Below are 12973 nucleotides of genomic sequence, written 5' to 3' on the forward strand. Positions count from 1 at the left end.
CCCACCTCGGCGTGTTGGGCGGGGGCGGCTCGGCGGTGAGAGTCGCGCCGGGATTGGAGCCGTAGGTCCTGGCTTCCGGTCGCGTTGGCGTGGGTCGGGTGGGGCCGTGATCCAAGGGGAGTGGCGGGATCCCGTTCAGCGCCGCCCTCACCCGGCCTCTCCCACGGCGCTGGCGCGCCTGGGAGAGGAGCATGTCCAGGTGACGTCGAACGCCGTTACGCTAGCCAGGGTCCGCGAGAGTGGACATAGTCTTCCGGCAAACCGGGGGTCGGGATGGTCAAGCCAATCAAGTTCGCGCACGTCGTCTATCAGACGCGTCGCTTCGACGAGATGATCCGGTGGTATCAGCTGGTCTTCGAGGCGCAGGTCGTCCACCAGAACCCGGCGCTGGCGTTCATGACCTACGACGACGAGCATCATCGCTTCGCCTTCGCGAACCTCTCGGTCCTGAAGCCCGAGGCCGAGCGGCCGGGCGAGCGCGGGGACATCGGGGTCAACCACGTGGCCTATACCTATGCGGACGCGGGCGACCTGATGAAGACCTACGCCCGACTCAAGGCCGTGGGGATCATGCCCTACTGGCCGGTGCATCACGGGACCACGCTGTCGCTGTACTACCGGGACCCGGACGGCAACCGGATGGAGTTCCAGGTCGACTGCGGCACGGTCGCGGAGGCGAACGCCTTCATGGCCAGCGAGACGTTCGCCGCCAATCCGATCGGCGTGGTCTATGACCCCGAGCTGCTGCTGGAGCAGTACGAGCGCGGGGTCGACGTGGAGGTGCTGGCGCGGCGGCCCGAGGGGCCGATGTCGGAGATCCCGGTCGAGCACGGCATGACCTGAGGTGGGGCGGGTTCCGCGAGGACACGCCGGGCTGGCGGCCGCCGAAGGGGTACGGGATGTCGCCGGGTGGTGGAAGGGGAGCCTGAGGCTCGCCCCCTCCACCACCCGTTCTTCCCCCGGCTCGAGGCCGGGGTCGGCGGGCGGTCCCGCTCCCCCCGCTTCGCGGGGGAGGTGAGCGGTCACCCCACGCCGAGGTGGCGCGCGAGGTGGCCCAGGGTCTGGTAGCCGTATTCCACGGCGCCGAAGCCGATGCCCGCCTCGCGCTGTTCCTTGGTCGGGTGCAACTGGCGCAGGGTCAGGACGGTCTTGCCGTCGCTCTGGGCGTCGAAGGTCACGGTGACGTGGAAGCGCGTGGGATCGTCGTCCTTGTCGGAGCCGTGCTCCAGCTCGATCAGGTGGGGCGCCTCGATGCGGAGGAACACCATGCGGTTGTCCCAGCGCGTGCCGTCGGGGCCGGTGTAGATGAAGCGCCAGCGCCCGCCGACGCGGATGTCGCACTCCAGGCTCTCGACCTTGAAGCCGTCGGGGCCGAACCACTGGACGATCTGCTTGGGGTCGGTCCAGGCCTGGAACACGCGCTCGCGCGGGGCGGCGATCACGCGGGCCAGCACGATCTCGCGGTCGAGGGCCCAGGTGGCGCGCGGATCAGCGGTCATGGTCGTCATCCTTCGTCTCCGTCGTTGCAAGGAATTGTTCGAGGCGGTCGAAGCGGGCTTCCCAGGCCTCCCGCGTGTGGTTGAGCCAGCGGGTCGCCTCGGCGAGGCGTTCGGGCCGCAGGGAGCAGGGCCGCTTCTGGCCGTCGCGGCCGCGGGCGATCAGCCCGGCGCGCTCCAACACCTTCAGATGCTGGGACACCGCGGGCAGGCTCATGGCGAACGGCTGGGCGATCTCCTGCACGGTGAGGTCGCCCTGGGCCGCGAGGCGGCTGAGGATCGCCATCCGGGTCGGGTCGCCGAGGGCCGCGAAGGTCTGTCCGAGATCGGGGGGCATAGGCAGGTCTTCGGGGGTCAGATATTTAAGAGATCACTTAAATATGTGGCGTGCGCCCATCCGTCAACCCGAAGGGGGCGGCGGACGGTGTGGCCTGGGAGGGCTGGCCGGGGTAACTCCCTGGCATGGCGCGAAGCAGGCAACTCCCGGAGTTCGAGATCGAGGTCGATGGGGAGCCCTATGTCTGGCGCCTGCAACGGCTTCCCCAATGGTCCAGTGACGCGATGGAGTTTCGCGGCAAGGCGATCGCCGTGCGTCATCGCGAGGGGCAGCGCGAGGCGCTGCTCGAATTTCCGGCGGGCCGGCAGCCGAAGTTCGGCGCGCCGCAGCTGAAGGCCTCGCAGATCGCGCCGGAGCTGGTGGTGAAGGCCATCACCTCGGCTATCGCGGCGGGCTGGGATCCGCTGTCGCGGGGCAAGACGGTGACCATCGTCGTGGACGCGGACGGCGGGTGAAGGCCGCATTCTGGACACCCTTGGCCGGTTGGTTCACGGCGATGTGGATGCGGGTCAGAACGATTCTCCTTGCCGTGGCCGCCGCGCTGGCGGCGATGACGGTCGCCGGCGCGGCGCAGGCGCAGTACGCCCCCGAGGCGGTGCGGGTGCTGGACCGGGCGCGGGCGGCGACCGGCGGCGCGGCGTGGACCAAGCTCGCCGGCGTCCACGAGGTCGGGACGGAGGGGGGGCTCCGCTATGAGCGGTGGGCCGATCCGCTGCGGTTCGGCCTGCGGACCGACGTCGAGACGCCCGCCGGGCGGGTGGTGCGCGGCTATAACGGCGCCGGCGCCTGGAGCCTGCACCCGGCCAGCGTGAACGTGGCGGCGGAGCCGGCGCCGGACCTGGCCGTCCAGCGGGCCGAGGCCTATGTCGCCGCCTACGGCTACTATTTCCGCAGCCGCTTCGACGCGCGCGCCGCCTATGTGGGCGTGCGCAACAGCGACGGCCGCGCCTTCGAGGTGGTGCGGGTGCATCCCAACGAGGGCAAGGCCCGCGAGCTGTGGTTCGACCGCAAGACCGGGCTGCTGGGCCGGATCGTCGACCCCAACGGCCAGAAGGCGCTGACCGTGGAGGTGGGCGATTATCGACGGGTCGGCGGGGTGACGGTCCCGTTCCGCTTCGTGACGTTCGGCGGCGGGCTGGCCAAGCCCGTGGAACGGGTGCTGCAGACGGTGGACTTCAAGCCGGCGCCGCGGGAGATCTTCAGCCTGCCGCGGCCGAAGTAGGGAGGGCGGGGGCAAAGCCCGCCGCCCACCGCGGCTACATCCGGTGCAGGGCGCAGAGCTTGTTGCCGTCCGGGTCGCGCAGGTAGGCGAGGTACATCTTGCCGTTCGCGCCTTCGCGGACGCCGGGCGGATCCTCGCAGGTGGTCCCGCCGGCGGCGAGGCCGGCCGCGTGCCAGGCGTCGGCCTGGTCCGGCGAGGCGCAGGCGAAGCCGATGGTGCCGCCGTTCGGCGCGGTGGCCGGCTCGCCGTTGATCGGCAGGGAGACGGAGAAGACGCCGGTGGGGGTGCGATAGAAAATCCGGTGACGGTCGACGAAGGCCGGCGGGACGTCCAGCGTGCCGAGCAGGGTGTCGTAGAACGACTTGGCGCGGTCCAGGTCGTTGGTGCCGATCATGATGTGCGAGAACATGCGGTGCTTCTCCCTCTTCGCCACGGACATGCGGGAAGTTCGCGGCGGTGACAATCCTGCTCGCCAAGTCCACTCGCGCAGGGACGGCATCCGATCTAGGGATTGGGGATGCTGCTGCGCCTGCTCGTGCTTGTCGTCCTGGTCCTGGCCGCCGCGTGGGCGACGGCGGCGGTGGCCGTCGAGGTGGCGAACCGCAGCCAGAAGTTCCGCGGAGAACTGGTGGATATCGGGGGACGCAAGCTCAGGCTGGTCTGCGAGGGGCCGAAAGCGAGCACGGCGCCGGTGGTGTGGATGGAGGCCGGGGCGTTCAGCGGGGCGGCGGACTTCGCGGCGATCCAGCAGAAGCTGACGGCGAAGGGGATGCGGTCCTGCGCCTATGACCGGGCGGGGATGGGCTGGTCCGACGCGGGCCCCGAGCCGCGGGACGGCGATGCGATCGTGGCCGACCTGGAGCGGCTGGTGACGGCGTCCGGCGAGCGGGGCCCGTTCATCCTGATGGGCCATTCGATGGCGGGGCTGTACGCGCGGCAGTTCGCGCTGCGCAATCCGGACAAGGTGGCGGGGCTGGTGCTGCTGGACGCGGTGACGCCCGAGATGATCGCCCAGCCCGGGGCGGAGACCTTCATCGACCGGATGACCGGGCTGGCCAGGCTGGGGGCGGCGGCGGGCGGGCTGGGGCTGAAGGGGCCGCTGTACTTCATGGGCGACCGGATCGGCCTGCCTCCGGCCGGCCGGAGGGAGAAGCGGCTGGGGTTCGTGTCCCGCCGGCAGAGCCGCACGGCCTATGCGGAGGTCAAGAGTTGGCGGGCGGCGGCGGCGCAGGCCCAGGCGGCCGGCGAGCTGGACCCGGCCTGGCCGGTGGCTGTGATCACCGCGGGGCCGCCGTCGCCGCAGATGAACGCCTGGAACACCGTGCGCCAGGCGCCGGCGCGGATGTCGCGGGCCGGCTCGATCGACAACGTCGACGCCGCCAGCCACACGACCATGCTGGGCCTGGCCCATGGCGACCGGGTGGTGGCGGGGGGCGAGCGGGTGCTGGCGGCGCTACATCCGCTCGGGCGTGGAAATCCCCAGTAGGTCCAGGGCCAGCTCGAGCTGGCGCAGGGTGGTGGCCGCCAACGTCAGGCGCGAGGCCTTGGTGGCCGGCTCGGACTGCATGATCGGGCAGGCGGCGTAGAACTTCGAGAAGGCCTGGGAGAGGCGGTAGGCGTGCTCGGCCAGCGCGTTGGGCGCCTTCTTGTCGTAGGCCTCGGTGAGCGCGGCGTCGAAGGCGTCGAGGGTCAGGACCAGGTCGCGCTCGGCCGGTTCGGAGACGGTGACGGGGCCGGCCTGAGCGCCCTCGTCGGAGGCGCGGCGGAGCAGGCTCTTCACCCGGACGGCCTGGTAGAGCAGGTAGGGGCCGGTCTTGCCCTCGAAGCTGGTGAAGCGGTCGAGGTCGAAGACGTAGGACGTGCCGCGGAAGTTCTGCAGGTCGGCGAACTTGAGCGCGGCGACGGCGACCTTGCCGGCGATGTCCTCGAACTCCCCGGGGGTCAGGTCCTCACCGAGACCGGCCTCATGCAGGCGCTCGCGGGCCTTGGTCCGGGTCATCTCGATCATGTCGTTGAGCTTCAGGACGCCGCCCTCGCGGGTCTTGAAGGGCTTGCCGTCGGTCCCGTTCATGGTGCCGAAGCCGATGTGCTCCAACTGGCCTTCGGCGGCGTAGCCGGCCTGATAGGCGGCGCGGAACACGATCTCGAAGTGGTCGGCCTGGCGCTGGTCGACGCAGTAGATGACCAGGTCGGGGCCGAACGCCTGCTTGCGGTCCAGGATCGTGGCGAGGTCGGTGGTGCCGTACATGGCCGAGCCTTCGGAGGAGACCACGAGCAGGGGCGGCAGCTCGCGCTTATCGCCCTCCTTGGCGACGCGGATGATCCGGGCGCCCTGGTCGTCGACCAGCAGGCCCTTGGCGTCCAGCTCGGCGACCATCGGTGTGATCAGGTGCTCGACGTCGCTCTCGCCCTTCCACCAGTCGAAGTCGACGCCGAGCGCGTGGAAGTCGCGCTCGAGGGCGACGCGGGTCACGTCGCGGAAGCGTTGCCAGAGGGCGTAGTAGCCGGGCTGCTTGGTCTGAAGCGCGGCGGTGATCTTGCGGGCGCGGTCGCGGTAGTCGGTGTCGGACTTCCCCTTGGCGGCGGCCTCGGGATAGAGGCGGTCGAGGTCGGCCAGGCTGACGGTGTCGAAGACCGTTGCGCGCGGATCGTCGGCCAGGAAGAACTCGGTGTCACCAAGGGGCTCAGGCAGCTCGTTCAACACTTCGACGAAAGCCCGGATCTCGGGGTTCTCGTCCATGACGGCGCCGATCAGGAGGCCCATCTGGTAGCCCCAGTCGCCGAAGTGGGCGTCGCCGATCACCTCGTCGCCGCGGAATCGGTAGAGGCGCTTGATGCTCTCGCCGATGATCGAGGCGCGCAGGTGGCCCACGTGCATCGGCTTGGCGACGTTGGGGCCGCCGTAGTCGACGATGACCTTGCGGGCGTGGGCCACGGTCTCGGCGCCGGCGCGCGGATCCGCGGCGATCACGTTGGAGCGGTCCGAGAGCGCGGCGTCGCCCAGCTTCAGGTTGATGAAGCCGGGGCCGGCGATCTCGACGGAGGCGAGGCGCGGATCGCCCGCCAGCTGCGCGGCGACGGCGGTCGCGATCTCGCGCGGGTTCTTGCCCAGGCGCTTGGCGGCGGCGAGCGCGCCGTTGGACTGGAAGTCGGCCAGGTCGGGCCGGTCGGAGGGGGTCACGCGGCCCAGTTCAGGAGGCGCGCCAATGGCGGCGAAGGCGGCTTCCACCGCCTCGCCCAGGACCGATTTCAGATCGCTCATGGGTTGGGCGTGTTGCTCGCCTGGCCGACGTTCAGGCGGAAGCGCTTGCCCTCACGGTTGAAGGCCGCCATCTGCGGCGTCACGTCGAAGCCGATCAGGATTTCGAAGTTCGAGCCCGAGGTGGTGACCGAGGCGCGCGGGATGGTGATGTTGCCGATGTTCTCGGTGACGTAGACGCGGTCCTCGCCCTCCGGGAAGGTCACGGGCAGTTCGAAGGTCTCCTTGGCCAGGACCGCCTTGTTGCGGTCGGTGACCGCGACCCAGTAGCGGTAGGTCTTCTGGCGGCCGGTGGCCTGCGGGCCCTTGCCCATCTCGAACAGCACTTCCATCTGCACCTGGATGGGCTGATCGTCCTTGTAGGAACAGCCGGCGGAGATGCCCTGGATCTCGCCCGACCAGGCGACATTGGCCGAGGCCTCACGGGCCTCCTTGAACTCCACGAAGCGCGCGGCGTCGTACAGCGACTTCACGAACGGGCAGGGGCCGGCGTTGCGCAGGGCCTGCAGCGGGGCCTGATTGTCGCCCCACTCTTCCTTCTGCTTGCGCTTCTTGGCGGCTTCTTCCTGCTGCTTGCGCTGGTCGGCCTCCGGGTCGCGGCCGCGGCCCTGGGCGTACGACAGGGTCGGAACGGCGGTGAGGGCCGCCATGACGGCGGCGGCGACGAGCATTTGGCGGCGCATGGAAGGCGTCCAACAAGAAGGGCCGCGAGAAGGCCGCGGAGTCAGGGGCTAAGTACAGCCTCAGGAATACGGCTGCAACGCGGCCCTCGGCCTCATCGATAACCGGCCGCCGTTTTGGCTCGGCGCCGGCCTCAGCCGCGCGCCGCCGGCTGGAACAGCTCGACCACATTGCCCGAAGGGTCCTCCGCCAGGATCTGCGATCCTCCGGGCCCCACGACGATCTCGTTGCGGAAGGTCACGCCGCGGGCGCGAAGGCGTTCGACTTCGGCGCCGATGTCCTCGACGATGAACTGGAAGCGGTTCCATCCGCCGGGCTCGGGCTGTCGGCCATCCGGCATCGGCCGGCCGGCGGAGGCGGCCCTGCCGCTCAGCAGCAGCCTGAGCGCGCCGCGTTCGACGGACGCAAAAGCCGGCGCCGCGTTGAGCTGCACGCTGAAGCCGAGATTGCCGACGTACCAGTCGACGGACTCCTGCACGTCGCTGACCATGTAGCGGACGTTCACTGGGCTCTCACTCATGGGAGGTTCCTCCTTGGCGTGGCGCGGGGGTCATGGCGCGAGGGTGCGCCGGAGCAGGGTCTGCAGCGCCGCCAGGATGGCCGCGCGGTCCTCGCCGCCCGCGACGGCGCGGGGGGCCTCGTCGATGGCGGCGAACAGCAGGCGCGCCGTGGGCTCGGGATCGACCGGCCCGAACGCCCCAGCCTCCTGGCCCGCGCGGATGATGGCGGAGAGCCGCAGGATGGCGTTGTCGGCCATGGTCCGGCGCTCGGCGAAATCGGAGTGGAACAGGGCCTGGCCGATGCCCTGGCGCGCGCTGGCGAAGTCGATGAACGCGCCGGCCTGCGCCTCTATGACGCTCGGCCAGTCCACCGGCCCGTCGACTTCGGTCGGCAGGGGATGGGCCGTGTCGAACTCCGACACGAGCCGCTGGCGGACCGTGTCGAGCAGGTCGTCCCAGGTGGGGAAATAGAGGAAGAAGGTGCCCTTCGCGACGCCGGCCTCGCGGACGACGTCCTCGACCCGCACGCGGGAGCCGTGGACCTGCAGCAGGCGCTCGGCGGCCTCGACGATTTCCAGTCTCCGCGCCTCGGGCCGGAGGCGGCGTCGCGGCGGTTTGGCCATGCGGGGGACCTTCTACTGACCGAAGGTCATTAACTACTGACCAGCGGTCAGTGTCAAGAGCTGCGGCGGACGAGGCCCTCTCCGCGAACGCGACGTTACCCGGCGGCATCTTGAACTGCGCGCCGCATGACGCTCCATTGGCCGCGCGCCGCGCCCTTCTTTCCCCACACCCGGAACGCCCCATGACCTCTGAAACCGGCCCGGCCCCGACCTTCGACGAGGTTGTCGTCGGCCGCCGCAGCATCCGCGGCTACAAGCCCGACCCCGTGCCCAAGGCGGTGATCCGCGAGGTCCTGGAACTGGCGATGCGCGCGCCGTCGTCGCTGAACACCCAGCCTTGGAATTTCTACGTCGTGGCGGGCGAGGCGCTGGACCGGATCCGCGCTGGCAACACCGAGCGCAACCTCGCCGGCGTGCCCGACTCGCGGGAGTTCCGCAGCCATGGCGCCTATGAGGGCGCGCACCGGGAGCGGCAGATCGAGATCGCCAAGCAGCTGTTCGCGGCCATGGGCATCGAGCGGCACAACCAGGACCAGCGCCGCGACTGGGTGCTGCGCGGCTTCCGCCAGTTCGATGCGCCGGTCTCGGTCGTCGTGACCTATGACCGTTCGATCCATGGCGGGGACATCGCACCGTTCGACTGCGGCGCCGTGGCCAATGCGCTGGTCAACGCGGCCTGGTCCCGCGGCCTGGGCTGCGTGATCAACAGCCAGGGGATCATGCAGTCTCCCGTCGTCCGCGAGCATGCCGGCATCCCCGACGACCAGGTGATCATGATCTGCATCGCCATGGGTTATCCGGAGGAGGCGTTCCCGGCGAACGCGGTGGTGTCGCGCCGCAAGTCCGTGGACGAGGCGGCGGTGTTCGTGGGTTTCGACGACTAGCGACGGACGCGCCAGGACAACGCCTCGGCCGGATGCGCGCTGGAACTCGACGGGGCGGCGCACTAGGTTCCGCGCCATGTCGAGCCGTCCGCCCCTTACCGTTCTCCTGGCCAGCCCGCGCGGCTTCTGCGCGGGGGTGGACCGGGCGATCCAGATCGTCGAGCGGGCGATCGCCAAGTACGGGGCTCCGGTCTATGTGCGCCACGAGATCGTCCACAACCGTCACGTGGTCGACCGGCTGAAGGCGCTGGGCGCGGTGTTCGTCGAGGAACTGGACGAATGCCCGGCCGACCGGCCCGTGGTGTTCTCGGCCCACGGCGTGCCCAAGTCGGTGCCCGCCGAGGCCAGGTCGCGGCAGATGCTGTTCCTGGACGCCACCTGCCCGCTGGTCTCCAAGGTCCATGTGGAAGCGGGCCGCCATTTTGACGCCGGCCGCGAGATCGTGCTGATCGGCCACGCCGGGCATCCCGAGGTGGTGGGGACCATGGGCCAGTTGCCCGACGGCGCGGTGGCGCTGATCGAGACGGTGGAGGACGCCAGGGCGTTCCAGCCGCGCGACGCATCCAACGTGGCCTTCGTCACCCAGACGACGCTGTCGGTGGACGATACCGCCGAGATCGTGGCGGCGCTCAGGGCCCGGTTTCCGGAGATCGCCGCGCCGCATAAGGAAGACATCTGCTACGCCACCACCAACCGCCAGGAGGCGGTGAAGGCGATCTCCGCCCGCTCGGAAGTGCTGCTGGTTCTGGGCAGCGCCAATTCGTCGAACTCGGTGCGGCTGGCCGAAGTGGGGCGCCGCTCGGGCGCGAGGGCCTATCTGATCGATGACGCCACGAGCCTCGACCCGTCGTGGGTGGCCGGCGCCCGGATCGTCGGCGTCACCGCCGGCGCCTCGGCCCCTGAGGTGCTTGTGCAGGGCGTCATCGACCGGCTGGCCGAGACCTTCGAGGTCACCGTCGAGGAGATCGACACCGCCCGCGAGACGGTGACCTTCAAGCTGCCGCGCGCGGTGGCCTGAGGGCGCCTACGCGCTGTCGCGGCTAGACCTTGGCCCCGGTCGTTTCCTCGGACACGGCCCAAAGACGTTCGGCGGTTTCCGGATCGAGGGCGTGGGGCATGACCCCTTCGAAGGGATTGTCCTGGGTCCAGGGCAGGGCCTGGTTGCAGTTCTCCAGGTAGAGGCCGCCGACGCCCTCCAGCTCGTCGCCGAGCGCCGCCCAGACGGTGGTGGAGGCGCCCTGCTCCGTCGACTTGAAGCGGTCGTTGGTCTTGCCGCTCTCGTCCATCCAGCCGAAGGCGATCATCTCTTCCCGGGGAAGGTGCCGCTGCAGCGGGGTCATGATGCCGCCGGGCATAACCGCGTTGGCGTTGACGCCCAGGTCGGCGAAGCGCTCGTTGAAGCCCACCGCGAAAAGCGAATTGGCGGTCTTGGCCTGGCCGTAGGCCTCCCACTTGTCGTAGGGGCGCTGGCGGTAGTGGATGTCCTCGAAGTGGACGCCGCTCCGGCGATGGCCGATGGACGACAGCGAGACCAGCCGGCTCTGACGGCCGTCCTGGGCCGCGTTCATCAGGGCGCGGGCCAGCAGCACCGACAGCAGGTAGTGGCCGAAGTGGTTCGTCCCGATCTGCATCTCCAGATCCTGGGCCGTGTAGGTCAGCGGGCAGGCCATGACGCCGGCGTTGTTGATCAGGATGTCCAGCGGCCTGTCGCCCCAGGCGCTGGCGAAGGCCGCCACGGTGGTCAGGTCCGACAGGTCGATGACGCCCACCGAGACCTTGCCCGGAGCCGTCTTGTGGATGTCGGCGGCGGTCGCCTCGCCGGCCGCCTGGTTGCGGACCGCGAGCATCACCTCGGCCCCGGCCTCGGCCAGGGCTCGGGCGGTTTCGACCCCGATGCCGGAGGCGGCGCCGGTGACGATGGCGGCGACGCCGTTCAGGTCATGGCCCGCGGCCACTTCCCGGGCCGTGGTCTTGGCCCCGAATTCCGAGGTGACGCGCGCATTCATGCTCAGACCACCTTGCTGAAGTCGGGCTGGCGCTTCTCGGCAAAGGCGGCGAAAGCCTCCTTGGCTTCGGCGCTCTTGAGCTGGGCCGAGAAGATCGCGTTCTCCCGGGCCATCTGCTCCTGGATCGCAGGCGCGTCCCGCATCAGCGCCTTGGCGCCCTGTACAGAGGCCGGCGCGCGGGCGACGATCGCCTCGGCGCCCCTGCGGGCGCGGTCGCGGAGCTCCGCCGCCGGAACGGCCGCGTTGGCGATCCCCCAGGCCGCGGCGGTCCGGCCGTCGATCGCCTCGCCCAGCACGAACATGGCGAAGGCGCGAACGTGGCCGATCCGGGCCGGCAGCAGCAGGGACGAGGCCGCCTCGGGCGCCAGGGCCAGATTCACGAAGGGCGTGGTCAGCAGGGCGTCCTCGGCCACATAGACCAGGTCGCAGTGCAGCAGCATGGTCACGCCCACGCCCACCGCCCGGCCATGTACGGCCGCTACTAGCGGCGTCTTGGCCCGGCCCAGGGCGATCAGCAGGGGATTGCCCTTGCTGCGGGCGTCCTCCGCCGACGCATCGCCCGAGTTCACGGCCATGAAGTCGGCCAGGTCGTTGCCCGCGGTGAACATGTCGCCGTTGGCCTGGAACAGGATGCAGCGCACCGCCGGGTCGTCGTTCGCCGCGTCGATGGCGTCGCCCAGGGTCTGGTACATCGCACGCGTGATCGCGTTCTTCTTTTCCGGCCGGTTGAAGGTCAGCGTCAGCACGCCGCCCGACAGCTCGCTCAAAATGTGATCCGTCATTCCGATTTCGGCCAAAGGCCGCCCTTCTCGCGTTCGTTCCTACCCTTGCCGCGGAGCTTAAGCCGCGGCCCGGTACCAGTCGACGCCGTTCTCGTCGCGCTCGCGCACCGCCTGCCCGCGGGCGATCAGGCAGTTGAGGTGCGCCAGGCTCTCGCCGGTGGCCAGGCCCAGCAGGTTCTCGTCGATCTTGCGGCGGAACAGCACGGAGAACACGTCCACCACCCGCTTCGGCTCGGCGAGCAGAGCGAGCAGCCGCTCCAGCCCGCGCTCGTGGCCGCCGATCAGGTGGTCGATGCGCGCGTGCAGACCGTAGAACGGGTCGTTGTGCGCGGGAAGCACCAGGACGTCGTCCGGCACCCGGCGCCTGATCGCGTCCAGGGACGTCAGCCAGTCGGTCAGCGGGTCGCCGTCCGGCTCGGTGGGGAAGACCGAGACGTTGGACGAGATCTTCGGCAGCACCTGGTCGCCGGAGATCATCAGCTTCAGGTCCGCGCAGTGCAGGCTGGCGTGCTCGGGGCTGTGGCCGGATCCCACGACCACCTTCCACACGTGATCGCCGATCCTGACCTCGTCGCCGTCGGTCAGCCGGCGGAAGCTGTCGGGCAGGGCGTAGAGGCCGCGGCCGAAGCCGCCGAACTTCGCACGGTAGCTCTCGAGCGCATCTTCATCCCAGCCCGTCGCCTTGAAGAACGCCAGGGCGTCGGTGGGCGCCTCACGGCCGGTGTCCGCCGCCAGCGAGCGGCAGGTGATGTACTCGAGCCGGGTGATCCACAGCCGCGCGTCGAACTTGCGCGTCAGATAGCCTGACATGCCGATGTGGTCGGGGTGCATGTGGGTGACGAACACGCGTGTCACCGGCTTGCCCTCCAGCGGGCCCTTCAGCACCGCGCGCCAGGCGTTGCGCGTGTCCATGCCGCTGATGCCGGTGTCGACGATGGCCCAGCCGCCTTCCTCCGCGATCGCCCAGACGTTGATGAAGGACAGTGCCCCGCCCAGGGGCATCCGCATCCACTTCACGCCGGGCGCGATATCCACCGCCTCGCCGGTCTTGGGCCCATGCTCGAACGGATAAGCCAGCTTCGGCCGATGGCTTTCCCAGCCGCCCTGTTCGATCCCGTCCCGCAAACGCCCAACTCCCGCCAGTTCAACGGGCATTATCCCGTGCGGACCTTAGGGAGGGCAA

At 70.0% G+C, this 12973-nt stretch carries 16 protein-coding genes; 6 read left to right on the forward strand and 10 right to left on the reverse strand.

What is annotated here, in order from left to right; genetic code table 11:
- The first annotated feature begins 273 nt into the window (after positions 1-273).
- Complete coding sequence (locus EPO51_RS09555) at positions 274-843, forward strand: VOC family protein (protein ID WP_293349258.1); 570 nt, start codon at positions 274-276, stop codon at positions 841-843.
- A gap of 179 nt (positions 844-1022) precedes the next feature.
- Here EPO51_RS09555 and EPO51_RS09560 read toward each other — a convergent pair whose 3' ends face one another.
- Together EPO51_RS09560 and EPO51_RS09565 are read right to left on the reverse strand one after the other, a co-directional pair.
- Positions 1023-1499: an SRPBCC family protein gene (locus EPO51_RS09560; protein WP_293349260.1), complete on the reverse strand. Its 477-nt coding sequence runs from the start codon at positions 1497-1499 to the stop codon at positions 1023-1025.
- Complete coding sequence (locus EPO51_RS09565; protein WP_293349262.1) at positions 1489-1833, reverse strand: ArsR/SmtB family transcription factor; 345 nt, start codon at positions 1831-1833, stop codon at positions 1489-1491. The genes EPO51_RS09560 and EPO51_RS09565 overlap by 11 nt, the downstream gene beginning before the upstream one ends.
- 125 nt (positions 1834-1958) lie before the next feature.
- Here EPO51_RS09565 and EPO51_RS09570 point away from each other — a divergent pair, with 125 nt between their 5' ends.
- Positions 1959-2288, forward strand: coding sequence for a hypothetical protein (locus EPO51_RS09570; protein WP_293349264.1), 330 nt, complete (start codon positions 1959-1961; stop codon positions 2286-2288).
- A 47-nt stretch (positions 2289-2335) separates the two neighbouring features.
- The gene (locus EPO51_RS09575) at positions 2336-3055 is read left to right on the forward strand and encodes a hypothetical protein (RefSeq protein ID WP_293349265.1); all 720 of its coding nucleotides are present in this window, start codon (positions 2336-2338) and stop codon (positions 3053-3055) included.
- Positions 3056-3089: 34 nt separating this feature from the next.
- On the opposite strand, the gene EPO51_RS09580 is transcribed toward EPO51_RS09575, so the two are convergent.
- Positions 3090-3464 (reverse strand): VOC family protein, encoded by a 375-nt coding sequence (locus tag EPO51_RS09580; protein WP_293349267.1) that lies wholly within the window; start codon positions 3462-3464, stop codon positions 3090-3092.
- A gap of 108 nt (positions 3465-3572) precedes the next feature.
- Here EPO51_RS09580 and EPO51_RS09585 point away from each other — a divergent pair, with 108 nt between their 5' ends.
- On the forward strand, positions 3573-4541 hold the full coding sequence (locus tag EPO51_RS09585) for an alpha/beta fold hydrolase (protein WP_293349269.1): 969 nt from the start codon (positions 3573-3575) through the stop codon (positions 4539-4541).
- On the opposite strand, the gene EPO51_RS09590 is transcribed toward EPO51_RS09585, so the two are convergent.
- The 4 genes from EPO51_RS09590 to EPO51_RS09605 all read right to left on the reverse strand — a co-directional run bounded on the left by EPO51_RS09590 (position 4509) and on the right by EPO51_RS09605 (position 8118).
- Positions 4509-6317: an arginine--tRNA ligase gene (locus tag EPO51_RS09590; RefSeq protein ID WP_293349271.1), complete on the reverse strand. Its 1809-nt coding sequence runs from the start codon at positions 6315-6317 to the stop codon at positions 4509-4511. The genes EPO51_RS09585 and EPO51_RS09590 overlap by 33 nt on opposite strands.
- Positions 6314-6997 (reverse strand): Tat pathway signal sequence domain protein, encoded by a 684-nt coding sequence (locus EPO51_RS09595; RefSeq protein WP_293349274.1) that lies wholly within the window; start codon positions 6995-6997, stop codon positions 6314-6316. Before EPO51_RS09595 ends, EPO51_RS09590 begins: the two co-directional genes overlap by 4 nt.
- 131 nt (positions 6998-7128) lie before the next feature.
- Positions 7129-7515 (reverse strand): VOC family protein, encoded by a 387-nt coding sequence (locus EPO51_RS09600; RefSeq protein WP_293349276.1) that lies wholly within the window; start codon positions 7513-7515, stop codon positions 7129-7131.
- A gap of 30 nt (positions 7516-7545) precedes the next feature.
- Positions 7546-8118, reverse strand: a complete 573-nt coding sequence (locus EPO51_RS09605) for a TetR/AcrR family transcriptional regulator (protein ID WP_293349278.1) — start codon at positions 8116-8118, stop codon at positions 7546-7548.
- 182 nt (positions 8119-8300) lie between these two features.
- Here EPO51_RS09605 and EPO51_RS09610 point away from each other — a divergent pair, with 182 nt between their 5' ends.
- Together EPO51_RS09610 and ispH are read left to right on the forward strand one after the other, a co-directional pair.
- Positions 8301-9002 (forward strand): nitroreductase, encoded by a 702-nt coding sequence (locus tag EPO51_RS09610; protein WP_293349280.1) that lies wholly within the window; start codon positions 8301-8303, stop codon positions 9000-9002.
- Positions 9003-9078: 76 nt separating this feature from the next.
- Positions 9079-10020, forward strand: coding sequence for a 4-hydroxy-3-methylbut-2-enyl diphosphate reductase (gene ispH / locus EPO51_RS09615; protein ID WP_293349282.1), 942 nt, complete (start codon positions 9079-9081; stop codon positions 10018-10020).
- A gap of 22 nt (positions 10021-10042) precedes the next feature.
- Here the strand turns inward: ispH and EPO51_RS09620 are convergent, their stop codons facing one another.
- The 3 genes from EPO51_RS09620 to EPO51_RS09630 are packed head-to-tail and all read right to left on the reverse strand — an operon-like array spanning position 10043 to position 12915.
- On the reverse strand, positions 10043-11008 hold the full coding sequence (locus tag EPO51_RS09620; RefSeq protein WP_293349284.1) for an oxidoreductase: 966 nt from the start codon (positions 11006-11008) through the stop codon (positions 10043-10045).
- 2 nt (positions 11009-11010) lie between these two features.
- On the reverse strand, positions 11011-11790 hold the full coding sequence (locus tag EPO51_RS09625; RefSeq protein ID WP_293349286.1) for an enoyl-CoA hydratase-related protein: 780 nt from the start codon (positions 11788-11790) through the stop codon (positions 11011-11013).
- Between the two features lie 57 nt (positions 11791-11847).
- Positions 11848-12915, reverse strand: coding sequence for an MBL fold metallo-hydrolase (locus EPO51_RS09630; RefSeq protein WP_293349288.1), 1068 nt, complete (start codon positions 12913-12915; stop codon positions 11848-11850).
- Positions 12916-12973: the final 58 nt, after the last annotated feature.

The organism is Phenylobacterium sp. (assembly GCF_004297125.1).
GTDB lineage: Bacteria > Pseudomonadota > Alphaproteobacteria > Caulobacterales > Caulobacteraceae > Phenylobacterium.